This is a genomic window from Ancylobacter novellus DSM 506, from assembly GCF_000092925.1.
Taxonomy (GTDB): domain Bacteria; phylum Pseudomonadota; class Alphaproteobacteria; order Rhizobiales; family Xanthobacteraceae; genus Ancylobacter; species Ancylobacter novellus.
Genome location: NC_014217.1, coordinates 2,209,104 through 2,231,536, shown reverse-complemented (window position 1 = coordinate 2,231,536; position 22,433 = coordinate 2,209,104). Strand labels below are relative to the sequence as shown.

Here is a 22,433-nt window from a genome sequence, read left to right as displayed (position 1 = left end):
CACGGCGGGGCTCGCCGGCGCGCCCTGGGCGATGAGGGTTCCGGTGCGGATGGCCATCAGTGCGCCCCTCCCTCGAGATAGGCGGCCCGCACTTCGGGACGCTCCAGCAGTTCCTTGCCCTCGCCGGACATGGTGACGAGGCCGTTGACCAGCACGTAGCCGCGATGGGCGAGCTTGAGCGCGTGGAAGGCGTTCTGCTCGACGAGGAAGACCGTGAGCCCTTCCGAGCGGTTGAGCTCGCGTATGGCGTCGAAGATCTGCCGCACGATCAGCGGGGCGAGGCCGAGCGAGGGCTCGTCGAGCATCAGGAGGCGCGGCCGGCTCATCAGCGCGCGGCCGATGGCGAGCATCTGCTGCTCGCCGCCCGACAGCGTGCCGCCGCGCTGGTTGATGCGCTCCTTCAGCCGCGGGAACAGGGTGAAGACCTTGAGGAGGTCCTCGTCGAAATGCGCGAAGCCGTCGACCGAGGCGCCCATCTGCAGGTTCTCGAACACGGTCATGCGCGGGAAGATGCGCCGGCCTTCCGGCGACTGCGCGATCTTGAGCTGCGCGATCTCGTGGGTCGGCATCTGCGTGATGTCGCGGCCCTCATAGACGATGGAGCCCTCGCGGGCGCGCGGCTGGCCGAAGATGGTCATCATCAGCGTCGACTTGCCGGCGCCGTTGGAGCCGATGAGGGTGACGATCTCGCCCTTGTGGACGTCCACGTCGACGCCCTTCAGCGCCATGATGTTCCCATAGAAGGTCTTGACCCCGCGCACCGACAGCATGGGCGCGTCGGCGCGGGCGGGAACCGCCGCGGCCGGGGCGGGGGCGGCGAGGGTGTCGCTCACGAGCCGGCTCCCGTCGTGGAAGTATCGGTGGCCTGGGCTTCGATCTGGTGGATCTCGGCCTCGACCTCCTGCACTGCGTCCTCGTCGACGCCGAGATAGGCGGCGATGACGCGCGGGTCGTTCTTCACCGCCGCGGGCGTGCCGTCGGCGATCTTGGTGCCGTAGTCGAGCACGACGACGTGGTCGGATATCTCCATGACGACGCTCATGTCGTGCTCGATCAAGAGGATCGAGGTGCCGTGCTCGGCGCGGATGGAGCGCAGCAGCGCGTTCAGCTCCAGGCTCTCGCGCGGGTTGAGGCCGGCGGCCGGCTCGTCGAGGCAGAGCAGGATGGGCTCCGAGCACATGGCGCGGGCGATCTCAAGCCGGCGCTGGGCGCCATAGGGCAGGTCGCCGGCGGGATCGTCGGCGCGGTCCATCAGATTGACCTTGTCGAGCCAGAACTTGGCCTTCTCGGTGGCGGCACGCTGCGCGGCGGCCCAGCCCGGCAGGCCGAGCAGGCCCTTGATGGAGAAGCCGGAGGCGGCCATCAGCGCGTTGTGCTGGGCGACCATCAGGTTCTCCAGCACGGTCATGCCGGTGAACAGGCGGATGTTCTGGAAGGTGCGCGCGACCTTAGCCTCGCCGGAGACGCGGTAGTCGGGCAGGCGCTCCAGCAGGTACACGCCGGCGCCTGCGACGGCGAGCGAGCGCTCGCCGATGCGGGTGACCTCGGTGACCTCGTCCTCCGTCGGCGCACGGCCATGCGCCAGAACGAGGCGGCCCTCGCTCGGCTTGTAGAAGCCGGTGATGCAGTTGAACACCGTGGTCTTGCCGGCGCCGTTGGGGCCGATCAGCGCGGTGATGTCGCCGCGCCCGACCTTGAAGGACAGGTCGTTGACCGCGATCAGGCCGCCGAAGCGCATGAACAGGTGTTCGACCGAAAGGATGGGATCGACGTCCCAATTCTGGGGTGAGGTCGCCATCAGCCGTGGCCCTCCTTCACGAGGCTGCCCGACACCGCCTTGCGCTCCTTCAGGAAGATCGTCGGGTCGCGGGTGGAGACGAGGCCGCGCGGCTTCCACACCATGATGGCGACCATGGCGAAGCCGAAGATCAGCATGCGGTAGAGGCTGGGATCGAAGTCGTTGCCGAAGATCTGCTTCAGGAAGCCGAGATTGCGCAGCATCTCCATGCCGCCCATCATCACCGTGGCGGCGAGCGCGACGCCGATCTGCGAGCCCATGCCGCCGAGCACGACGATGGCGAGGATCATCGCCGAGACGTCGAAGGTGAAGCTCTCCGGCGAGACGAAGCCGGCGCGCACGGCGAAGAAGCAGCCGGCGAAGCCGCCGAACATGGCGCCTGTGGCGAAGGCGGTCAGCTTGGTGTTGGTGGTGTTGATGCCGAGCGAGCGGCAGGCGATCTCGTCCTCGCGCAGCGCCTCCCAGGCGCGCCCGACCGGCAGCTTGCGCAGCCGCACCGTGGCGAAGGCGGTTACCAGCGCCAGCGCCAGGATGACGAAATAGAGGAAGATGATGCGGTGCATCGGGTCGAATTCGAGCCCGAACAGCGCCGCGAAGCCGTCCTCGTCGGAATTGAACGGGATGCCGAAGAAGGTCGCGCGCGGGATCGAGGCGATGCCGGCGCCGCCGCCGGTGAAGTCGACCCAGTTGATCAGCACCAGGCGGATGATCTCGCCGAAGGCCAGCGTCACGATGGCGAGATAGTCGCCGCGCAGGCGCAGGACCGGGAAGCCGAGGATCATGCCCCACAGCCCGGCGAACAGGCCGGCCACCGGCAGGCAGATCCAGAACGCCCAGTTGGCCCAGAAGGTCTCGCCGAGCAGGCCGCCGAAGAAGGCGTTCACCGGCTCGGAGGTGGCGAGAAGGGCATAGGTGTAGGCGCCGACTGCGTAGAAGGCGACGTAGCCGAGGTCCAACAGGCCGGCGAGGCCGACCACGATGTTCAGGCCCCAGCCCAGCATCACATAGGTGAGGATGAGGATGCCGAGGTCGATGAGGTAGCGGCTCTCGCTGAGCCCGCCCATGCCGTAGGCGGCGATCGCCGGGAACAGGATGGCGAAGCCGAACAGCGCCGGCCTCAACGCCGGGGCCACGAGGGTGCCGGCGCGGTCGAACACGGTCGGCCCGCTGCGCGTCTTCACCTGCCGGTTCGGCGACCAGACGGTGAGGTTGAGCAGCAGGCGGCCGGCGAAGATGATGCCGACCATGATGGCGAGCAGTCCCGGCCGGTAGCCGAGCCCGAGCGCGCCGTCGATGATGATGGTCTCGAAGCCGATCAGCGGCCCGAACAGGCCGAGGGCGATGAGGCCGGTGATAAAGGCATCCTTGAGGGCATGAGCCATCACCGAGCCGGCCTCGGAGGCGCGGGCCGCAGAGGAGGCGGATTCGGCGGTCTGAACAGCCATGACGTGCGACCTCAGACCTTCTCGACCTCGGGCCGGCCGAGCAGGCCCTGCGGCATGAAGATGAGCGTGATGGCGAGGATCGAGAACGCCGCCACGTCCTTGTATTCGATGGAGAAATAGGCCGACCAGAAGGTCTCGATCAGGCCGATCAGCAGCCCGCCGAGCACCGCGCCCGGCAGCGAGCCGATGCCGCCCAGCACCGCCGCGGTGAAGGCCTTCACGCCCGGCACGAAGCCGTCGGCGAAGTTCGCGACGCCGTAATACATGAGGTACATCACGCCGGCGACGGCGGCGAGCGCGGCGCCGATGACGAAGGTCAGCGAGATGGTGTGGTCGACATTGATGCCGAGCAGCGCCGCCATCTTGCGGTCCTGCTCGCAGGCGCGCTGCGCCCGGCCGAGCGAGGTCTTCTGCACCAGATACCAGAAGCCGGCCAGCAGCGCCGAGGTGATCACCATGATGATGATCTGCTTCCAGGCCAGCGTGACCTGGTAGGTGCCGCTGTCCATCAGCGTGATCACGTCGGTGATCATCGGCGGGATCGGCTTGTTGCGCGGGCCCTGGGAGACCTGGACGAAATTGGCGAGCAGGATCGACATGCCGATCGCCGAGATCATCGGCGCCAGGCGGAAGGAGCCGCGCAAGGGCCGGTAGGCCACCCGCTCGATCGCCCAGCTCAGCAGCGAGGTGAAGAACATCGCCACGACCAGCACGATGGCGAGCGCCAGGAAGATCGAGGTGATTCCAAGTACCGTGGTGAGCAGAAGGAAGCAGATCAGGGCGATGAAGGCCGAGACCATGAACACGTCGCCATGGGCGAAGTTCACCATGCCGATGATGCCGAAGACCATCGTATAGCCGATGGCGATCAGCCCATAGATAGAGCCGAGCGTCAGCCCGTTGATGAGCTGCTGAACAAAGATTTCCATGCTTTCGTCCGGCTCCCCTCAGCCGTTGTGCGGAAGACGCGCGCGTCGGGCTTTTGCATATATTCTGTTCGTGCCCTGAACATGTGCGTCTCTGACTCTTAGCGTTGTCCGCGCTCCGATACAATTCGATCGAAAGACGAAATGCAATCGATCGAAAGACGTGATACCAAGGTATCAAAATACCAAAATGCCGAAATCCCTTGCACGTCAGACGTTTATCCGCGTGCTGCATGCAACGCGCTCGTCGCCGGCCTTCACCTTTTCGTCACAGTTTGGCCATCGAAGCTGCCGTAGCGGCGCCGTTTCCAAATTCCGCCTGAGCGAGTTATGCACAAGAGCCCGCGCCTCCCGGTCGGAGAAGCGCGCCGGCGCGGCAGGACGACGAGGTGATCTTGGACGAGGTGAGGGCACACGGGGTGGAGCGGCTGGTCGAGCCGGGCCTCTATCGCGAGGCGATGAGCCGGCTGGTCGCGGCGGTCCATGTGGTGACGACGCAGGGCCCGGCCGGGCGTGCCGGCTTCACTGCCACGGCGGTCGCCTCGGTATCGGACAGCCCGCCGACCCTGCTGGTCTGCCTCAACCGCCGCATCCGTTCCGCTGGCGCCTTCCGCCAGTCCGGCAGCTTCGCGGTGAACCTGCTCAGCGGCGAGCAGCAGGCGGTGGCGGAGAGCTTCGGCGGCCGGCTGTCGCTCGCCGGCGAGCAGCGTTTCTCGGTCGGCCACTGGCGCGAGGGCACGCTGGGCGTGCCGTGCCTGGAAGGTGCCGTCGCCGTGTTCGAATGCGCGCTGATCGAGAGCCGCACCATCGCCACCCATGACGTGCTGGTCGGCCGCGTCGAGGCGGTGACGCTCGGCCCGGACCGCGAGAAGCTCGCCTATGTCGGGCGGGGCTATAAGGTGGTGTAGGGCGTTCCCGCGGGAGATTCAGCCGTCACCCCGGACGGCCGAAGGCCGATCCGGGATCGTGTGCAGAACGGAGAGCGATCCCGGCTCTGCGCGCCTGCGGCGCTCCGGCCGGGATGACGGTGAGGGGGCGATGGAAGAGGATGAACTTCCCAACAAATTCGCCCTCATCCCCGGGCTTGACCCGGGGACCCAGCCTTTCCGCCTGCACCCGGTCCCCTGGGTGGCCGGGTCAAGCCCGGCCATGAGGGAAGAAGTGTTGTCCCGGGACTAGACCGCCTGTCCCGCGGCCCAGCCGGACGACCATGCCCACTGGAAGTTGTAGCCGCCGAGCCAGCCGGTGACGTCGACGACCTCGCCGATGAAATAGAGACCGGGCACGTCGCGCGCCTGCATGCTGCGCGAATCGAGTCCGGTCGTGTCGACGCCGCCGAGCGTGACTTCCGCCGTGCGGTAGCCCTCGGACCCCACAGGCTTTATGCGCCAGCCATTCACCGCCGCCTCGATGCGCCGCAGCGCCTTGTCGGAGAGGTCCGCGAGGTTCCTCCCATCGGCCTCCTGCTCGGCGATGGCCTGCGCCAGCCGCTTCGGCAGGATGCCGGCGAGCAATGTGCTCGGCGCCTGCCGGCCATTGGCGGCGCGGGCGGCGCGCAACTGGGCGAAGACGTCGGTGCCCGGCGCCATGGCGATCTCGATCTCCTCGCCCTCGCGCCAATAGGAGGAGATCTGCAGGATCGCCGGACCCGACAGGCCGCGATGGGTGAAGAGCAGCCCCTCATCGAAGCTGGTCTTGCCGTGGCGCACGCGGGCCTCGACCGAGACGCCGGCGAGCGGGGCGAGCCGTGTGAGCAGGCCGGGCTCCAGCGTCAGCGGCACGAGGCCGGGACGGGTCGGCTGCACCTTGAGCCCGAACCGTTCGGCGATCTCGTAGCCGAAGCCGGTGGCGCCCATCTTCGGGATCGACTTTCCGCCGGTGGCAATGACCAGCGAGGAGCAGGCGAGGGCGCCGTTCGTGGTCGCGAGTTCGAATCCGTCCGCGGTTCTGTCGATGCCGATGACGGAAGTGGCGAGGCGCAGCTCGGCGCCGGCCTCGCGCAAGCCCTCGGTGAGCATGTCGACCACCTGCCGCGAGGAGCCGTCGCAGAACAACTGGCCCAGCGTCTTCTCGTGATACGCGATGCCCCGCGCCTCGATCCGGCGGATGAAGTCCTGCGCGCTGAAGCGCTTCAGCGCCGAGATCGGGAACCCCGGATTACTGGTGAGGAAGTTGCGCGGGCCGGCATCGCGATTGGTGAAGTTGCAGCGCCCGCCGCCGGAGATGCGGATCTTCTCGCCCGGCGCGCGGGCATGGTCGATGACGACGACTCGCCGCCCGCGCCGGCCGGCCTCGATGGCGCACATCATCCCGGCCGCGCCAGCGCCGATGACGACGACGTCCATGCGTGCGGCGGATGTCACCCCATGTCACCAGTGGCAGCGGCATTGCCACCGGTGGCGGGCAAAATGTCACCATTTTCGCCACCAGCAGGATACCCGGCGACGGCCTCGCCATAGGCATGCACGCCGCCGCAATAATCGGTGACGCGCCAGCCTTCCGGCGTCGGCTCCAGATAGCCCGGCCCGACCGGCACCTTGCCGAAACCTCCGGGGATATCAAGCACATAGGTCGGGATGGCAAGGCCGGAGACGCGCCCGCGCAAAGCCCGCATCAGCTCCTGCCCGCGCTCTATGGTCAGGCGGAAATGCGCCGTGCCCGGCGCGAGGTCGGGATGGTGCAGATAATAGGGCTTTACCCGGTTCTCGACGAGTGCCCGGAACAGGGCAGAAAGCGTGTCGGCGTCGTCGTTTACCCCGGCCAGCAGCACGCTCTGACCGACCAGAGCGATGCCGGCATCGGCCAGCCGCGCCAGCGCGGCGCGGGCTTCGGGACCGAGCTCGCGGGCGTGGTTGGCGTGGACGGCGGCATAGGTCGTCAGCCCCGCCGCGCGGAGAGAATCGACCAGCGCCGGCGTTACGCGCTCAGGTGAAGCAATCGGCACACGCGTATGGAAACGCACGATTTTCACATGGTCGATGGCGGCGAGGCGGCGCATCAGATCGGCGAGCCGGCGGGGCGCGGCGACGAGCGGATCGCCGCCGGTGACGACCACTTCCCAGACCTCGGGATGCGCCGCGACATAGGCCAGCGCCGCCTCCAGCGCCTCCTCCGACAGGCTCGTCTCGGCGCCCGGCCCGACCATCTCGCGGCGAAAGCAGAAACGGCAATAGACGGCGCAGACGCCGACTAGCTTCAGCAGCACGCGGTCGGGATAGCGGTGGACGATGCCCGCCACCGGGCTGTGCGCCTCGTCCCCGATCGGGTCCTCAAGTTCTTCCGGCAGCGTCTCAATTTCACGCGCATCGGGCACGAATTGCCGGGCGATCGGATCGGCCGGGTCGGCTGGATCGATCAGGCCGGCAAGCGTCGGCGTGACGGCGACGGCATAGCGCGCGGCGACCGCGTCGAGGCGCGGATCGGGCGCAACGAGGCTAGCCTCAACGAGTTCGTCGAGGCGGCGCAGGGTGCGGGGAAGCTTCGCGAGGGGCGCGGACGAGCGGAGCGGGCGGTTCATGCGCGGCTTTGTGATACGTTCCTGCCGCGCCGGCAAGGCGGGGCTGCGCTATGGTGGCCCATGCTCCATGCGATGTGACGAGGAGGCGCCGAATGTTCACGCGCGAGGATGACGTGCTGGCCGCCGCGGCGAGCTGGCGGCGCGAGGGGCGCGGCGTTGCCGTCGCCACCGTGGTCGAGACCTGGGGTTCGGCCCCGCGCCCGGTGGGCAGCCACCTTGCCATAGACGAGGAGGGCAACTTCCTCGGCTCGGTCTCCGGTGGCTGCGTCGAGGGCGCCGTCGTGGCCGAGGCCGCGGAGGTGATCGCCGACGGCCAGCCGCGTCTGCTCGAATTCGGTGTCACCGACGAGACCGCGTGGAATGTCGGCCTTTCCTGCGGCGGCCGCATCGCCGTCTATGTCGAGAAGGTCGCCTGAATGCAGCTCGCTATCCTCGAAGCGCTGAACGCCGAGCACGCCGCCCGCCGTGCCGCCATCCTCGTCACCGAGCTTGGCAGCGGCCGGCAGCGGCTGGTGAAATCCGCCGAGATCGCGGCCGACCCGCTGGCGGAGGCGCTCGGCGAGGCGCTGCGCACGGGCCGCAGCCGGCTGGTCGAGACCGGCAATGAGCGGGTCTTCCTCACCGTCGAGGTGCCGGCGCCGCGTCTCGTCATCACCGGGGCGGTGCATGTCTCGCAGGCGTTGGCGCCGATGGCGAGCGCGGCCGGTTTCGACGTGATCGTCGTCGACCCGCGCACTGCCTTCGCCACGCCCGAACGCTTTCCCGGCGTCGACCTTCGCGCCGAATGGCCGGACGTGGCGCTGCCGAAGATCGGGCTCGACCCGTTCACCGCCGTCGCCGCGCTGACCCACGATCCGAAGATCGACGATCCGGCGCTGGCGGAGGCGCTGGCGGCGAGCTGCTTCTATGTCGGCGCCCTCGGCTCGCGAAAGACGCATGGCGCAAGGCTGGAACGGCTGGCGGCGGGAGGGCTCTCACGCGAGGCGCTTGCTACGATCCACGCGCCGATCGGTCTCGACATCGGCGCGGCGAGCCCGGCGGAGATCGCCGTCTCCATCCTCGCCGAGGTGATCGCCGAGCTGCGCCGCCGCCCCGCCGCGCGCGAGCGCGCTGCTTAAGATGGAGAACACTGCTTCTCAACAGCCAGGCGAGGGCGCGCCGAGCGTCGGCCGCGCCGCCGCCGTGGTGCTGGCGGCCGGGCGGGGCACGCGCATGCCGTACGCGCATAAGCTCACCGCGCCGCTAAATGGCGAGCCGCTGGTGAGGCGGGCGGTGACGGCTGCGCTGGCGTCACAGGCGCGGCCAGTCATCGTCGTCACCGGCCATGAGGGCGAGAAGGTGCGCGCGGCGTTGGCCGTCCTCGATGTCGTCTTCGTCGACAATCCCGATTTCGCTGAAGGGCTTTCGACGTCGCTGAAAGCCGGCATCGCGGCCGTGCCGGAGGAGGCCGACCGCGCGGTGGTACTGCTCGGCGACATGCCCAAGGTCGAGCCGGCGCTGATCGATCGGCTCGCCGCGGCCATCGACCCGGCAGCCGGCCGGCTGATCGCCGTGCCGGTGGCGCAAGGGACGGTTCAACCGCGGCGTGGCAATCCGGTCGCCTGGGCGCGGCTTCTGTTCCCGGCGCTGATGGCAATCGAGGGCGATGTTGGCGCGCGCGCACTTATCACTGACGAGCCCGAACTGGTCGCCGAAGTGCCGGTCGAAGGCGAGGGGGCGTTCCTCGACATCGACACCCGCGACGATCTGGAGGCGCTGGAGATCCACGAGATCGCCGAACGCGCCGATGTCGACGCCCGCGCGGCGCTGGATGGGATGAAGGCTGAGGACGCGTAAGCGCGTCGGTCAGAACGGCAGGAAGATCGATAGCGTGCCATAGGGGCTGTCGTTGCTGTCGCTGCTCCAGCGCCAGCCGCCGGCCACGCGCAGCTCACGCCCGGCTGCCAGTGGCGTGGCGATGAACAGGCCGATCCGGGCGCTCTCGTCCAGCCAGTCCGTGGTGGCGCCAACTTCCATGCCCACATCGAGCCAGTCAAAGGCCTGCCAGCCGGCGGTGGCGCGGCCGGTGACGGTGCCATCGGCGGTGGAGCCGCCGAGCGCGGCGGTCAGCACCCAGCGCTCGTCCAGCCGGTAGAACCATTCCGCCACTGCCTTGGCGCCAAATTGCGTGCCCTGGTCGCGATTGCCGGGATCGGGCCGGTCGAGCCGGTTGTCGACGACGTTGACGCCGCCATAGATCGCCAGAGCATGCCGGCCGCGGATGAGCTGCCAGCCGACCAGCAGCTCGCCCTCCATCTTGTTGCCGATGTTCCATCCGCCGGGCACGGCCTGGGTGCGGTACTCGTAGCGCCCGCCGCCGGTCTGGGTGCGCACGCGCAGCCCTTCCTTGTCCATTGGCGCGAAGGGCGCCCAGGCCATGCCACCCCAGCCATAGGCATTGTCGCGGGCGACATCGATGCCGGAGTAGAAATACAACCTGTCCTCGAGCTGATTCGACGGCGCCTCCTCCGCCCCGGCGAGACCGAGGCAGGCAGGGAACGCGGCCGCTGCCAGAAGGCATGCGCAGCCATGCACTGGCGAAGGAATCATCGCCGCGCTCGGGGTTTGAGAGTTGCCGGATTAAATTACCGTGCAACCGATACGAGCATCGGGAGCGATCGCGCTCAATCAATCTTCGATTGAACGACGAAGATGATTCGCGCACAGGGAATGCGATATTATGTCGCAGGCGGCGTTACACCGGCGGAGCGGCGAGGTGCTCGGCTCTGACCCCGACGCGCTCGCAGATGAGATCGGCGATCATCTGCCGGTGGCAGTGCTCGGGATGGCGCTCATAGCACAGCAGGCAGACGCGCCGGCCGGCCTTCACCAGCGCGGTCAGTTCGTCGAGCTGCTCCTGCGCGGTCGGGGTGGCGAGATGCGCGCCGTAGATGCGCCACAGCTCGTCATGGTGACCACTGCGCGCCGCCTGCCGGCCCTCCGTCGGCGTGCCGAGGCCGCGCAGATGCAGGTAACCGATGCCGCGCTCGGACACGCCGGCCGCCAGCAGGCTCTTGGAGAAGCCCGCCCGGCGCGAGGCGGCCACCGCCCGCACGTCGACCAGCAGATCGACTCCCGCCGCGCTCAGCGTGTCGAGCACGGCGGCGGAGGAGACCTGCTCGTAGCCGATGGTGAAGAGGGGCGGGTGTTTTGCCATGCGGGCAAGATGGACATGCCGCGCGCCCTTGTCGAGCCGCTCCGAATCTGTGGAGTTCTACGGTCAACTCCCTGAGCGGCTCGCGCGCGCGTGCTAGTCAGGGCCGAACGCGGGATTTGAAGGCAGCATGAAGATCGGTATCGAGCTCGGGAGCAGCAACGCCGGCCAGCCGGTGCGGCTCGACCTGGAGGAGCTCCTGTCGACGCGCCTGCTGGTGCAGGGCAATTCCGGCTCCGGCAAGTCGCATCTCCTGCGCCGCCTGCTGGAGCAGAGCGCCGGCCATGTGCAGCAGGCGATCATCGACCCGGAAGGCGATTTCGTCGGCCTCGCCGAGCGCTACGGCCATGTGGTGATCGACGCCGAGCGCACCGCCGGCGAGATCGGGCGCATCGCCGCCCGCATCCGCAAGCATCGGGCCTCGGTGGTTTTCAATCTCGAAGGGCTCGACGCCGACGCGCAGATGCGCTCGGCCGCGGCCCTCCTGAACGGCCTGTTCGACGCCGATCGCGAATACTGGTTCCCGATGCTGGTCATCGTTGACGAGGCGCAGCTCTTCGCGCCTTCGGGCGCCGGCGAGATTTCGGACGAGGCGCGGCGGGTCTCGCTCTCGGCCATGACCAATCTGATGTGCCGCGGCCGCAAGCGCGGGCTCGCTGGCGTCATCGCCACCCAGCGCCTCGCCAAGCTCGCCAAGAACGTGGCGGCGGAAGCCTCCAACTTCCTGATGGGCCGTACCTTCCTCGACATCGACATGGCCCGCGCGGCCGACCTCCTCGGCATGGAAAAGCGGCAGGCGGAGAGTTTCCGCGATCTCAACACCGGCTCCTTCGTGGCGCTCGGTCCGGCATTGTCGCGCCGGCCGCTGCCGGTGAAGATCGGCGATGTCACCACCGCCAGCCGCAACGGCCGGCCCTCGCTGTTGCCGCCGCCGGAGCTCGGCACCGCCGAGATACAGGACCTGATCTTCGACGATCTCGGTGGCGAGCCGCTGCCCGCCCCGCCGCCGCGTCCGCGGCCGCGGGCGCTGGACGAGGTGCTGGAGACGCTGGAGGACGCGCCGGAGATGGCGGCCGCGCCGGTCGATCCGGAGGTCGCCGCGGCCTTCGAGGCCGAGCGCGAGGCGCTGATCGAGGAGATCGTGCGCCAGTTCGTCTCGGACGGTGACGCGCCGTTCCGCTCCGCCGCATCGCTCTACCCCGATTTCCTGGTGCATTGCCGTGTGCGGCGGGTAGGCTCGAAGGTGCCGGACCTCTCGGACTTCACCCGCCGCCTCGCCATCGCCCGCGCCGGGCTCGACGCCCGGTCGGAGGACGAGGGCTGGCAGCGCGCGGTGGAGCAGGCGGCCGGCCTGCCGGACGAGATGCAGGGCGTGTTCCTGTTGCTCGCCCGCGCCGGCATGGAGGGCGCGCCTTCCCCGGCCGACGAGGCACTGGCGCGCGCCTATGGCAGCCGCTCGCCCTCGCGCGGGCGCTGGCTGCTGACTTATATGGAGGAGCGCGGGCACCTCGTCTGCGAGGCCGATTTCCGCGGGCGGCGCGTGGTGCGCTTCCCCGCGCTCGGCTGGAAGACCGCGCCGGGCGATCCCAAGGCGCTCACCGCCTGATCATTCCCATCCGCCACAAAGCAGAACGGGCCCTTTCGGGCCCGTTTGCGTTTGTCGTGGCGCTGTGCGCGGTCAGCCGCCGTAGAGGTAGCTCGGCAGCCAGAGCGCGAAACCTGGCCATGTGTAGAGCAGTATCATCGCGAAGACGACGATGAAGATGAAGGGCATCACGCCGGAGAATATCTCGTCGATGGAGACGTGCTTCGGTGCCACGCCTTTCAAGTAGAATGGCGCCATCGCCACGGGTGGCGACAGGAACGAGGTCTGCAGGTTCAGCGCCACCAGCACCCCGAAGAAGATCGGGTCGATGCCGAAATGGTCGAGCAGCGGCAGGAAGATCGGCAGGAAGATGACGATGATCTCCGTCCATTCCAGCGGCCAGCCCAGCACGAAGATGATGATCTGGGTCAGGATCAGGAAGCCGACCGGGCCGAGGTTCAGCCCCATGATGAACTCTTCGACCACCCGCTGTCCGCCGAGCAGGGCGAAGACGGCGGAGAACACCGCCGAGCCGACGAACAGCCAGCACACCATCGCCGAGGCGCGGGCGGTGAGGAACACCGAGTCCTTCATCTTGTCGAGGCTGAATGAGCGATAGGCCAGCGCCAGTAGCACCGCGCCCAGGGCGCCGATGGCGGCCGCCTCCGAGGGGGTGGCGAGGCCGAAGATGATACAGCCCAGCACCGCGACGATCAGAGTCACCAGCGGGAAGAAGGAGGTCAGCAGCGCTAAGATGATGGTGAGGGCAGGGACGTTGCGTTCCTCGGCCGGCAGCTTGGGGGCGAGCGAGGGATTCATCATCACCCGGACGATGACGTAGAGAATGTACATGCCCGCCAAAGCGAGGCCCGGGATGAAGGCGGCGGCGTAAAGCTTCACCACCGAGACGCCGGCGGTGGCGCCGTAGAGGATGAGCATCACGCTGGGTGGAATGAGGATGCCCAGGCAGCCGCCGGCGCAGACCACGCCCGAGGCGATGCGGGTATCGTAGCCGGCACGCAGCATGGCCGGGAAGGCGAGCAGGCCCATCAGCGTGACCACCGCGCCGACGATGCCGGTGGCGGTGGCGAATAGCGCGCAGGTGATGAGCGTCGCCACGGCGAGCGAGCCGGGCAGCCAGCCGGCGGCGAGCTGGATGGAGCGGAACAGCCGATCGAGGATGTTGGCGCGCTCGATCACGTAGCCCATGAACAGGAACAGCGGGATCGAGATCAACACGTCGTTCGACATCACCGAATAGGTGCGCTGCACGAAAAGCTGGAAGATGCTGTCGCCTTGCGTGAAGTAGCCGAAGCCGACACCGAGCGCCATCAGCGTGAAGGCGATCGGGAATCCGAGCATCAGGAAGACAAGGAACAGCACCAGCATCAGGATGCCGAGGGCGGGATCGGAAAGAAACATCACAGAGACCCTCGGGTGGTGGAGTCGCGCTCGATCACATTGAGCACCTCTTCCGGATTGTCCTTGCTGGCGGCCTCATCGAGGATGATCTTCTCCATCTCCTCCACGTCGTGCAGGCGCTGCGGCCAGTCACCGGTGCGGATGCAGATGACACAGCGCACCACTTCGACCACGCCCTGCAGGAGCATCATCACGCCGGTGATGGGGATCAGCGCCTTGAACGGCCAGATCACCGGGCCTTCCGGGCTGAAGGAGGAATGCTCGTTGAGCAGGTAGGAGAGATAGAAATAGTTCCAGCCGGAATAGATCAGCGCCAGGATGCCGGGGAAGTAGAACAGGAAGTAGAGAACCAGGTCGACCTTGGCCTGCGTCGCCGGCGCCCATTTGCGGTAGATGAAGTCGCCGCGCACATGGCCGTTGCGCGAGAGCGTGTAGGCCCCGGCCATCATGAACAGGGCGCCGTACAGCATCAGGCTGACGTCATAGGCCCAGGTGGTCGGGTCGTGGAGCACGTAGCGCCGGAAGACCTCATAGCTGATGGCCAGCGTGAGGATGACGATGCACCAGGCGAATAGCTTGCCAATGAAGGCGTTCAGCCGGTCTACGCCGAGCAGGACGGATTGCATGGGAAATAGCCTCGGAAGAGGGTCTATAAGACACGTCATCCCGGCCGGAGCGGGTGACAGGCCCGCGCAGAGCCGGGATCATGTACCGGATACAGAACGATGCGGCCGACGATCCCGGATCGGCCTTGCGGCCGTCCGGGATGACGCTTGTCAGGCTGCGATCACGCCTTGCCGAAGAAATGGTCGTAGGCGGTCTTCGAATCCGCCTCGTACTGGAGGCGGAAGCCGACGACGCGCTGCGCCCAGGCCTTCTGGCTGTCGATCACCTTCTTGAAGAACGGGTCGGCGGACAGGTTGGCGATCACCTTGTCCCAGGCCGCCAGCTGAGCGTCGAGGACCGGCTTCGGGGTGGGCAGCACCTTCACGCCGCGCGCCTTGATGGCCTCGAGATCCTTCGAGTAGCGGTCCTGCGCCTTCCACATCATGTCGGAGGAGGAGGCATCGGCGGCCGACTTGAGGATCGCCTGCACGTCCTGCGGCAGGCCCTGGAACTTGTTCTTGTTGAACAGGATCTCGAAGCACTCCAGCGCCTGATGGTAGCTCTGGAGCATGTAGATCTTCGAGACGTCCGGGAAGCCGAGCACGAGGTCGGAGGACGGGTTGTTGAACTCGGCGCCGTCCAGCAGGCCGCGGTCGATGGCGGGCACGATCTCGCCGCCGGCGATGATGGTGACGGCCGCGCCGAGCTCCTTGTTCAGGTCCGCGCCGAGACCGACCGTGCGGTACTTCAGCCCCTTGAAGTCGTCCGCGCTGGTGATCTCCTTCTTGAACCAGCCGAGCGGCTGGGTCGGCATCGGCCCGTAGAGCATGCCGACGAGATTGAGCTTCAGCACGTTGGTGATGAGGTCGTCATAGAGCTCCTGGCCACCGCCATAGCGGATCCAGCCGAGAAGCTCGTCGGCGTCCCAGCCGAAGGCCGGGGCGGTGCCGAACAGCGAGAAGGCCTTGTTCTTGCCGTACCAGTAGGCGGCGACGCCATGGCCGCCGTCGAGAATGCCCGACGATACCGCGTCGGCCATTTGGAAGGCGGGCACCACCGAGCCGGCGGGCAGCAGCTCGAGTTCGACGCGCCCGCCGGTCATGGCGTTGACGCGCTTGACGTAGTCGCCGGCGAACTCGTGGAAGATGTCCTTGTTCGGCCAGGTCGACTGGAATTTCAGCTTGATCGGCGCCTGCGCATGCACGGCGGGCGCGGCAACGGCGGTTGCGCCGGCAACGGCCGCGGCGGTGGCAATGAAGCGGCGGCGGCTGGTGCGGACGTCGTGATGCGCGTCCGTGCTCTTCCCTGACGTTTCGGTCATGGGCGGTTCCTCCTGTGGCGTTTCCTGTGCGGGCGCGTGCCCGCCGGGCGGCGCTTGGTGCGCCTTGTCCCGATATCGCAAGGAGACGATGCCCAAACGGCAAGTGCAAGCCCAAATTCTCGGCTTTACGGTAAAACGGCTCCTACCAAAGTCGAACGTTGCGCCGAATTCGCGCCGTTCCGCGGTGATTTCGTCATCCGGCTGTCATTCGCAGGGAATTGAACGGCGTCAGGGCGGGCGTTTGACCCGCCCTCTGACGGGGATCAATTCCATGCGCAAAATTCTTCTCGCCGGCGTGTCGGCGGCCGTTCTCGGCCTTGCCGTCACCGCCTCGGCTCAGACGACGAATTCCGCATTCAACCGCATTGCCACCTTTAACGTGATTGACAACCTGCCGGCCGGCGCCGATCCGGCCAAGGAGACGGTGTCGGAGATCATCACCTTCACCGAGGACGGCAAGACGCTGATCTACAGCGACAGCCCCGGCAAGCGCATCGGCTTCATCGACATCACCGATCCGGCCGCGCCCAAGCCCGCGGGCACCGTCGCCCTCGACGGCGAGCCGACCACCACCGTGGTGATCGGTGGCAAGGCCTATGTCGGCGTCGTCACCTCCGAGAAGAAGTCCAAGCCGTCGGGCCACCTGGCGGTGGTCGACCTCGCCTCGAAGAAGGTCGAGGACAAGGTCGACCTCGGCGGGCAGCCCGATTCGATCGCCAAGAGCCCGGACGGCAGCTATCTCGGCGTCGCCATCGAGAATGAGCGCGACGAGGACGTGAATGACGGCGTCATCCCGCAGATGCCGCCCGGCAACTTCACCTATTTCGAGGTGAAGAATGGCCGCGTCGTCGACGATTCCAAGAAGGTGGTCGACCTGACCGGCCTCGCCGCCGTGGCGCCGACCGACCCGGAGCCGGAATATCTCGACATCAACTCCCGCAACGAAGCGGTCGTCACGCTGCAGGAGAACAACCACATCGTCATCATCGACCTGCCCACCGGCAAGGTGACGGCGAACTTCCCGGCCGGCACCGTCGACCTCGACCACATCGACACCAAGAAGGACCGCGTCATCGACCTGTCCGGCTCGATGAAGGCGGTTCCGCGCGAGCCCGATACCGTGCAGTGGATCGACGACAACCGCTTCGTCACCGCCAATGAAGGCGACTGGAAGGGCGGCTCGCGCGGCTTCACCATCTTCGACAAGACCGGCAAGGCGCTGTTCGAATCCGGCCCGGCGCCGGAGCACATCGCCGTGCGCCTCGGCCATTATCCCGACAAGCGCAACAAGAAGGGCATCGAGATGGAGGGCGCGGAAGTCGCGACCTTCGGCAATGATCGCCTGATCTTCGTCGCTTCCGAGCGCGGCTCGATCGTCTTCGTCTACCGCGACAAGGGTGGCAGCGAGGCTCCCGAGTTCCTGCAGGTGCTGCCGGGTGGCATCGGGCCGGAGGGGCTGATCGCCATCCCCGGCCGCGATCTCTTTGTCACTGCAGCGGAAACCGACCTGCGCGAGGATGGCGGCATCGGCGGTATTGTCACCATCTACCAGCGCCAGCCCGGCGCCAAGCCGGCCTATCCGACCATCGAGTCGGCGAACGGTCCGGACGGCCTGCCGATCTGGTGGTCGGCGCTCTCGGGCTTTGCCGCCGATCCCAAGGAGGCGGGCAAGCTCTATGCGGTGACCGACAGCGCCTACAGCCAGGGCCGCATCCTGACCGTCGACGCCACCGCCACCCCGGCCAAGATCACCGCCGCGACCGTGCTCACCAAGGACGGCAAGCCGGCCACGGGCCTCGACCTCGAGGGCATCGCGGTGCGGCCCGAGGGCGGCTTCTGGGCGGTGTCGGAAGGCGCCGTCGAGAAGAAGGAGAACGCGACGCAGAACCTGCTGCTGCAGGTGAACGCCGACGGCTCCATCGCGCAGGAGATCGCGCTGCCGGAAGCGCTCGCGGCCCAGGCGACCCGCTTCGGCTTCGAGGGAGTCGCGGTGACCGGCTCTGGCGCCGATGAGACCGTGTGGATCGCCGTGCAGCGCGAATGGAAGGACGACCCGAAGGGCTTCGCCAAGATCCTCGCCTACAAGCCGTCCGACAAGAGCTGGGGCTATGTGCGCTACCCGCTCGACAAGACGGAGAAGGGCTGGGTCGGCCTGTCCGAGATCACCCCTTACAAGGACGGCTTCATCGTCATCGAGCGCGACAGCCTGATCGGGCCGGAAGCCAAGCTGAAGAAGCTCGCCTATGTCTCGCTCAAGGGCATGACCCCGGCGACGCTCGGCAGCGAGGTGCAGCCGCCAGTATTGGCCAAGACCGAGGTCAAGGACCTGCTGCCGCTGCTGAAGGCGCCGCACGGCTACGTGCTCGACAAGGTCGAGAGCTTCGCCATCGACGCGGCCGGCAACGCCTTCATCGTCACCGACAATGACGGCGTCGACGACTCCTCCGGCGAGACGCAGTTCATCTCGCTCGGCAAGCTCGACTGAGCCGAGGGTTGGCGAGAAGGCGGGCGATACACAAGATCGACCGTCATCCCCGGCTTTGAGCCGGGGAGCCACGCCTTCCTTTATCGGCCAAGACGTGGATGCCCGGGTCAAGCCCGGGCATGACGTTGTTCGGATGGGAATGACTACGGAACGGGCGCCCTCGCTCACCCTCATGGCCGGGCTTGACCCGGCCACCCAGGGGCCGGCCCGCGCATGGGCAGTCTGGGTCCCCGGGTCAAGCCCGGGGATGAGGGAAGGAGAGGGGCGTCGGCTCAGTCGAGAACGGCGGCCTTGAGCAGGCACACCATGGTGGCGTGCGCCGGCTCGGAACCGAGATTGCGGATGACGTGGCGGCGGTCGCAGCGGTAGCGCAGCGTCTCGCCGGCGCGGGCGGTCTCGAAGACATCGCCGCATTCGACCTGCAATTCGCCCGACAGCACCGAGAGGCACTCCACCGAGCCGCGCTGGTGGCCGTCGGAGACCAGTTCCCCGCCCGGCTCGGCGACGAAGTCGAACCATTGCAGCCATTCCACCGTCTTGATCCAGCCGGTGATGGTCAGGCGGCACTTGCCGTCCTCGGAGAGCAGGATCGGCGTGTCGGCACGGGTGAGGTGCTCGACAAAGGGCTCGTCGTCGGTCGCCGCCATGAAGCGGTCGATGGAGACGTCGAGCGCCTGCGACAGGCGCCAGACCGTGGCGAGCGTCGGGTTGGTCTCGTTGCGCTCGATCTGGCTGATGATCGACTTGGCGACGCCGGACTGCTCCGACAGCTCGGAAAGCGAGAGGTTGTAAGCCTTACGCAGCCGCTGGATGGTGCGTCCGAGCTGGCCGGTGATGGCCTGTGCGCCGGCGTCCATGTCGCCCCGATCGAGACTGCGCGTGCGGCCCGACATGCCCGCTCCTGTTTGCCGTTGTGCATCATCCATTTAGGTTGGCGGGCCATGGCGACGCAAGCGCGGCGCGCGGGTGCTGCAAAGTTGCATCTCAAATTCAGATGCGCGGCCGCGATGTCGCGACTAAGCTCGCGCCATGATGCAGAGCAACGCCCTTCCCACCATCGACGACGTGCAATCGGCGGCCGAGCGGCTCGCCGGCGTCGCCGTGCGCACCCCGCTGATCTCCAACCAGAGGCTGGACGAGATCACCGGCGGGCGCATCTTCCTCAAGCCCGAGCCGCTGCAGCGCACCGGCTCGTTCAAGTTCCGCGGCGCCTATAACCGCATCTCCCGCATTCCCGAGGACCAGCGCGCCGGCGGCGTGGTGGCGTGCTCGTCAGGCAACCACGCGCAGGGCGTGGCGGCGGCGGCGACGCTGATGGGCATGCGCTCGGTGATCGTCATGCCGAAGGACGCGCCGGCGATGAAGCGCAACCGCACCATCGCCTTCGGCGGCGAGGTGGTGCAGTACGACCGCGAGCATGACGACCGCGACGCCATCGCCGGCAGCATCGCCGCCGAGCGCGGCGCCGTCTTCGTGCCGCCCTATGACGACTTCTACATCATCGCCGGGCAGGGCACGGTCGGGCTGGAGATCGCCGAGGATTTTTCCGCGCGTGGCCTCGCTCCCGATGTGGTGGTCGCCAACGCCTCCGGCGGCGGGCTCGTCTCCGGCATCGCGCTGGCGGTGAAGCACTCTTTCCCCGAGGCGCGGGTGATGACGGCCGAGCCGGCCGGTTTCGACGACCATGCGCGCTCCTTCCGCTCCGGCGGGCGCGAGCGCAATGAGCGCGCCACCGGCTCGATCTGCGACGCGCTGCTGGCGGCGACGCCGGGACGGCTCACCTTCGAGATTTCCTCGCGCATCGTTGGCGAGGGCGTCTCCGCCACTGACGAGGAGGTGGCGCGCGCCGTCGCCTTCGCCTTCGAGGAACTGAAGATCGTGGTGGAGCCGGGCGGGGCGGTAGCGCTCGCGGCCGTGCTGGCCGGCAAGCTCGACCTCAAGGGCAAGGTCGCCGCCATCGTGCTGTCCGGCGGCAATGTCGACGGCGAACTGTTCGCCCGCTGCCTCGCGGCGGCGTAATGACGTCGCTTTCTACCGTCCTCTGACCGTCATCCCGGGCTTGGCCCGGGGATCCACGACTTGCCGGACGCCAAGTTGAACCGAAGACGTGGATGGCCGGGCCAAGCCCGGCCATGACACAGTTCCAAGCGCTTCCGGCCGAAGATTGCGGATACGGATAGGTTCTGCCGATCAGCTCGCGGCCGCAGTCGCGAGGCTCAGCGCCACCGCCGCGTCGATGTTGTGCAGGAACTGCTCGGTGCAGGCACGCCAGGAGAAGCGCAGCGCGAAGTCGCGGGCGCGCTTCCGGTCGATGGCAAGCGCGGCGAGGGAAGCCTCGCGTAGATCGTTGCTCAGCACGCCGACCGGCGCGTCGGCCGGGGCCTCGCCGAGCACGTCCAGCGGCCCGGTGACGGGGAAGGCGGCGACCGGTACGCCGCTCGCCAGCGCTTCCAGCAGCACGATGCCGAAAGTGTCGGTGAGGCTCGGGAAGACGAAGACATCGGCCGCCGCATAGATGCGGGCGAGCGCCTCGCCTTCCTTCAGGCCGAGGAAATGCACCTCGGGATGCTTGGCTTCCAGCTCCGCACGGGCCGGGCCTTCGCCCACGACCACCTTGCTGCCGGGCAGGTCGAGGTCGAGGAAGGCGGAGATGTTCTTCTCCACCGCGACGCGGCCGACCGACAGCAAGATCGGGCGCGGCAGCCCGGCGACGAAGGCGTCGAGCTCCTCGGTGGGACGCGGGCGGAAAAGCTCGGCATCCACCCCGCGCGACCAGCGCATGATGTTGCGGAAGCCGCGGGCGCGCAGCTCCGTCTCCAGCGTCGCCGTCGACACCATCACGCCGGCGCCGGCATTGTGGAAGCGGCGCAGCCACGCATAGGACAGCCGCTCGGGAACCGGCGCGCGGGCCGACAGATATTCCGGGAAGCGGGTGTGGTAGCTGGTCGAGAAGCTGTGGCCGCGGTTGAGGCAGACGCGGCGCGCCATCAGGCCGATCGGCCCCTCGGTGGCGATGTGCACGAAATGCGCGCCGATCTGGTCCATGCGCTTCGCAACCCGCGAAGGGGTGGCGAGGGCGAGGCGGATCTCCGGATAGGTCGGCATCGGCACGGTGCGGAAATCGGCCGGCGTCAGCAGATCGATACGGGCGCCGAGCTTCTCCGCTTCGGCGACGGTACTCTGCAACGAGCGCACGACGCCGTTCACCTGCGGCAGCCAGGCGTCCGTCGCGATCAGTATGCGCATGTCAGGCGGCGACCTTCGGCCGTTGTTCGAGCAGGAGCGGTTCCTTCACCCGCGCGCGGGCGGTACGGGCCCAGTCTATCAGTTCGAAGCGGCCGTCCTCGTGCTCGACGATCGCCGTGCAGCTCTCGACCCAATCGCCGCAATTGAGATACTCGACGCCGAAACTGCCATGGATGGTGGCGTGGTGGATATGGCCGCAGATCACGCCGTCCACCTTGTGGCGCCGGGCCTCGGTGGCCACGGCCTCCTCGAAGCGGCCGATGAAGTTGACCGCGTTCTTCACCTTCAGCTTGGCCCACTGGCTCAGCGACCAGTAGGGGAAGCCAATCTTGCGCCGGCCCCAATTGAGATAGGTGTTGATGCCGAGCGCGGCGGTGTAGGCGCCGTCGCCGAGGAAGGCGAGCCATTTGGCGTGGCGCACCACGACGTCGAACACGTCGCCGTGGATGACGAGGTAACGCTTGCCGTCGGCGGCCTCGTGGATCGCCGTCTCCATCACCTCGATGCCGCCGAAGTGATTGCCGTAATAGTCGCGCAGGAACTCGTCGTGATTGCCGGGCAGGTAGACGATGCGCGCGCCCTTGCGGCCCTTGCGCAGCAGCTTCTGCACCACGTCGTTATGCGATTGCGGCCAGTACCAGCCGGCCCGCAGGCGCCAGCCGTCGACGATGTCGCCGACGAGATAAATGGTGTCGGCCTCGTGATAGCGGAGGAAATCGAGCAGGAGATCCGCCTGGCAGCCCTTGGTGCCGAGATGAACATCGGACAGGAACAGGCTGCGGTAACGATGGCCCTCGGGCGCGTCGCTCACCTCGGAAGCCTCCTCGGTCAAGCCCTCGAATGGGTTCAGCGTTCGATTCATGCAGGCACATAAGCCCGACTCGCATCA

At 67.6% G+C, this 22,433-nt stretch carries 21 protein-coding genes; 7 read left to right on the top strand and 14 right to left on the bottom strand.

Annotation, left to right across the window (positions count from 1 at the left end; all coding sequences use genetic code 11):
• Window positions 1–56 precede the first annotated feature (56 nt).
• From SNOV_RS10640 to SNOV_RS10625, 4 genes are read right to left on the bottom strand one after another with little or no spacing between them, the layout of a single operon-like run.
• A complete protein-coding gene (locus SNOV_RS10640) occupies window positions 57–770 on the bottom strand; it encodes an ABC transporter ATP-binding protein (RefSeq protein ID WP_187291143.1) in 714 nt (237 codons plus the stop codon).
• 59 nt (window positions 771–829) lie between these two features.
• Entirely contained in the window at window positions 830–1,798 is a 969-nt protein-coding gene (locus SNOV_RS10635) for an ABC transporter ATP-binding protein (protein ID WP_013166931.1), read from the bottom strand.
• The gene (gene livM / locus SNOV_RS10630; RefSeq protein ID WP_013166930.1) at window positions 1,798–3,243 is read right to left on the bottom strand and encodes a high-affinity branched-chain amino acid ABC transporter permease LivM; all 1,446 of its coding nucleotides are present in this window, start codon (window positions 3,241–3,243) and stop codon (window positions 1,798–1,800) included. Before livM ends, SNOV_RS10635 begins: the two co-directional genes overlap by 1 nt.
• Window positions 3,244–3,254: 11 nt before the next feature.
• A complete protein-coding gene (locus SNOV_RS10625) occupies window positions 3,255–4,172 on the bottom strand; it encodes a branched-chain amino acid ABC transporter permease (RefSeq protein ID WP_013166929.1) in 918 nt (305 codons plus the stop codon).
• Between the two features lie 386 nt (window positions 4,173–4,558).
• On the opposite strand from SNOV_RS10625, the gene SNOV_RS10620 reads away from it, so the two are divergent.
• Entirely contained in the window at window positions 4,559–5,077 is a 519-nt protein-coding gene (locus SNOV_RS10620) for a flavin reductase (RefSeq protein ID WP_013166928.1), read from the top strand.
• 267 nt (window positions 5,078–5,344) lie between these two features.
• Here SNOV_RS10620 and SNOV_RS10615 read toward each other — a convergent pair whose 3' ends face one another.
• Window positions 5,345–6,514 carry a BaiN/RdsA family NAD(P)/FAD-dependent oxidoreductase gene (locus SNOV_RS10615; RefSeq protein ID WP_013166926.1) on the bottom strand — a complete coding sequence of 390 codons (1,170 nt, stop codon included), beginning with the start codon at window positions 6,512–6,514 and terminating at the stop codon, window positions 5,345–5,347.
• Window positions 6,515–6,528: 14 nt separating this feature from the next.
• Complete coding sequence (locus SNOV_RS10610; protein WP_013166925.1) at window positions 6,529–7,686, bottom strand: lysine-2,3-aminomutase-like protein; 1,158 nt, start codon at window positions 7,684–7,686, stop codon at window positions 6,529–6,531.
• A gap of 92 nt (window positions 7,687–7,778) precedes the next feature.
• Here SNOV_RS10610 and SNOV_RS10605 point away from each other — a divergent pair, with 92 nt between their 5' ends.
• The 3 genes from SNOV_RS10605 to SNOV_RS10595 all read left to right on the top strand — a co-directional run bounded on the left by SNOV_RS10605 (window position 7,779) and on the right by SNOV_RS10595 (window position 9,522).
• Entirely contained in the window at window positions 7,779–8,102 is a 324-nt protein-coding gene (locus SNOV_RS10605; protein WP_013166924.1) for an XdhC family protein, read from the top strand.
• Entirely contained in the window at window positions 8,103–8,804 is a 702-nt protein-coding gene (locus tag SNOV_RS10600; RefSeq protein ID WP_013166923.1) for an XdhC family protein, read from the top strand.
• A gap of 64 nt (window positions 8,805–8,868) precedes the next feature.
• On the top strand, window positions 8,869–9,522 hold the full coding sequence (locus tag SNOV_RS10595; RefSeq protein WP_417872109.1) for a nucleotidyltransferase family protein: 654 nt from the start codon (window positions 8,869–8,871) through the stop codon (window positions 9,520–9,522).
• Window positions 9,523–9,531: 9 nt separating this feature from the next.
• Here SNOV_RS10595 and bcsS read toward each other — a convergent pair whose 3' ends face one another.
• Both bcsS and SNOV_RS10585 read right to left on the bottom strand, forming a co-directional pair.
• Window positions 9,532–10,161, bottom strand: a complete 630-nt coding sequence (gene bcsS / locus SNOV_RS10590) for a cellulose biosynthesis protein BcsS (protein WP_041782181.1) — start codon at window positions 10,159–10,161, stop codon at window positions 9,532–9,534.
• A 259-nt stretch (window positions 10,162–10,420) separates the two neighbouring features.
• Window positions 10,421–10,882 (bottom strand): DUF488 domain-containing protein, encoded by a 462-nt coding sequence (locus tag SNOV_RS10585; protein ID WP_013166920.1) that lies wholly within the window; start codon window positions 10,880–10,882, stop codon window positions 10,421–10,423.
• A 127-nt stretch (window positions 10,883–11,009) separates the two neighbouring features.
• Here SNOV_RS10585 and SNOV_RS10580 point away from each other — a divergent pair, with 127 nt between their 5' ends.
• Entirely contained in the window at window positions 11,010–12,485 is a 1,476-nt protein-coding gene (locus SNOV_RS10580) for an ATP-binding protein (RefSeq protein WP_013166919.1), read from the top strand.
• A 72-nt stretch (window positions 12,486–12,557) separates the two neighbouring features.
• Here SNOV_RS10580 and SNOV_RS10575 read toward each other — a convergent pair whose 3' ends face one another.
• The 3 genes from SNOV_RS10575 to SNOV_RS10565 form a co-directional block, all read right to left on the bottom strand.
• A complete protein-coding gene (locus SNOV_RS10575; RefSeq protein WP_013166918.1) occupies window positions 12,558–13,886 on the bottom strand; it encodes a TRAP transporter large permease in 1,329 nt (442 codons plus the stop codon).
• Window positions 13,886–14,512 (bottom strand): TRAP transporter small permease subunit, encoded by a 627-nt coding sequence (locus tag SNOV_RS10570; RefSeq protein ID WP_013166917.1) that lies wholly within the window; start codon window positions 14,510–14,512, stop codon window positions 13,886–13,888. The genes SNOV_RS10575 and SNOV_RS10570 overlap by 1 nt, the downstream gene beginning before the upstream one ends.
• Before the next feature lie 161 nt (window positions 14,513–14,673).
• Window positions 14,674–15,813: a TRAP transporter substrate-binding protein gene (locus SNOV_RS10565; RefSeq protein WP_013166916.1), complete on the bottom strand. Its 1,140-nt coding sequence runs from the start codon at window positions 15,811–15,813 to the stop codon at window positions 14,674–14,676.
• A 271-nt stretch (window positions 15,814–16,084) separates the two neighbouring features.
• On the opposite strand from SNOV_RS10565, the gene SNOV_RS10560 reads away from it, so the two are divergent.
• The gene (locus tag SNOV_RS10560; protein WP_013166915.1) at window positions 16,085–18,298 is read left to right on the top strand and encodes an esterase-like activity of phytase family protein; all 2,214 of its coding nucleotides are present in this window, start codon (window positions 16,085–16,087) and stop codon (window positions 18,296–18,298) included.
• Between the two features lie 272 nt (window positions 18,299–18,570).
• On the opposite strand, the gene SNOV_RS10555 is transcribed toward SNOV_RS10560, so the two are convergent.
• Window positions 18,571–19,191 (bottom strand): helix-turn-helix domain-containing protein, encoded by a 621-nt coding sequence (locus SNOV_RS10555; RefSeq protein WP_013166914.1) that lies wholly within the window; start codon window positions 19,189–19,191, stop codon window positions 18,571–18,573.
• A 136-nt stretch (window positions 19,192–19,327) separates the two neighbouring features.
• Between SNOV_RS10555 and SNOV_RS10550 the strand changes: the two genes are divergently transcribed.
• Window positions 19,328–20,317 (top strand): threonine ammonia-lyase, encoded by a 990-nt coding sequence (locus tag SNOV_RS10550; protein ID WP_013166913.1) that lies wholly within the window; start codon window positions 19,328–19,330, stop codon window positions 20,315–20,317.
• 171 nt (window positions 20,318–20,488) lie between these two features.
• On the opposite strand, the gene SNOV_RS10545 is transcribed toward SNOV_RS10550, so the two are convergent.
• Together SNOV_RS10545 and SNOV_RS10540 are read right to left on the bottom strand one after the other, a co-directional pair.
• The gene (locus SNOV_RS10545) at window positions 20,489–21,544 is read right to left on the bottom strand and encodes a glycosyltransferase family 4 protein (protein ID WP_013166912.1); all 1,056 of its coding nucleotides are present in this window, start codon (window positions 21,542–21,544) and stop codon (window positions 20,489–20,491) included.
• A 1-nt stretch (window position 21,545) separates the two neighbouring features.
• Window positions 21,546–22,355 carry a UDP-2,3-diacylglucosamine diphosphatase gene (locus SNOV_RS10540; protein ID WP_013166911.1) on the bottom strand — a complete coding sequence of 270 codons (810 nt, stop codon included), beginning with the start codon at window positions 22,353–22,355 and terminating at the stop codon, window positions 21,546–21,548.
• Window positions 22,356–22,433 lie beyond the last annotated feature (78 nt).

Bases quoted from the DNA above. Each gene is read 5' to 3' on its own strand.
- SNOV_RS10560 (WP_013166915.1), top strand. From the start codon at position 16,085: ATGCGCAAAATTCTTCTCGCCGGCGTGTCGGCGGCCGTTCTCGGCCTT.
- SNOV_RS10600 (WP_013166923.1), top strand. From the start codon at position 8,103: ATGCAGCTCGCTATCCTCGAAGCGCTGAACGCCGAGCACGCCGCCCGC.
- SNOV_RS10615 (WP_013166926.1), bottom strand. From the start codon at position 6,514: ATGGACGTCGTCGTCATCGGCGCTGGCGCGGCCGGGATGATGTGCGCC.
- SNOV_RS10565 (WP_013166916.1), bottom strand. From the start codon at position 15,813: ATGACCGAAACGTCAGGGAAGAGCACGGACGCGCATCACGACGTCCGC.
- SNOV_RS10580 (WP_013166919.1), top strand. From the start codon at position 11,010: ATGAAGATCGGTATCGAGCTCGGGAGCAGCAACGCCGGCCAGCCGGTG.
- SNOV_RS10585 (WP_013166920.1), bottom strand. From the start codon at position 10,882: ATGGCAAAACACCCGCCCCTCTTCACCATCGGCTACGAGCAGGTCTCC.
- SNOV_RS10550 (WP_013166913.1), top strand. From the start codon at position 19,328: ATGATGCAGAGCAACGCCCTTCCCACCATCGACGACGTGCAATCGGCG.
- SNOV_RS10640 (WP_187291143.1), bottom strand. From the start codon at position 770: ATGCTGTCGGTGCGCGGGGTCAAGACCTTCTATGGGAACATCATGGCG.
- SNOV_RS10635 (WP_013166931.1), bottom strand. From the start codon at position 1,798: ATGGCGACCTCACCCCAGAATTGGGACGTCGATCCCATCCTTTCGGTC.
- SNOV_RS10605 (WP_013166924.1), top strand. From the start codon at position 7,779: ATGTTCACGCGCGAGGATGACGTGCTGGCCGCCGCGGCGAGCTGGCGG.
- SNOV_RS10555 (WP_013166914.1), bottom strand. From the start codon at position 19,191: ATGTCGGGCCGCACGCGCAGTCTCGATCGGGGCGACATGGACGCCGGC.
- SNOV_RS10610 (WP_013166925.1), bottom strand. From the start codon at position 7,686: ATGAACCGCCCGCTCCGCTCGTCCGCGCCCCTCGCGAAGCTTCCCCGC.
- SNOV_RS10575 (WP_013166918.1), bottom strand. From the start codon at position 13,886: ATGTTTCTTTCCGATCCCGCCCTCGGCATCCTGATGCTGGTGCTGTTC.
- livM (WP_013166930.1), bottom strand. From the start codon at position 3,243: ATGGCTGTTCAGACCGCCGAATCCGCCTCCTCTGCGGCCCGCGCCTCC.
- SNOV_RS10570 (WP_013166917.1), bottom strand. From the start codon at position 14,512: ATGCAATCCGTCCTGCTCGGCGTAGACCGGCTGAACGCCTTCATTGGC.
- SNOV_RS10625 (WP_013166929.1), bottom strand. From the start codon at position 4,172: ATGGAAATCTTTGTTCAGCAGCTCATCAACGGGCTGACGCTCGGCTCT.
- SNOV_RS10545 (WP_013166912.1), bottom strand. From the start codon at position 21,544: ATGCGCATACTGATCGCGACGGACGCCTGGCTGCCGCAGGTGAACGGC.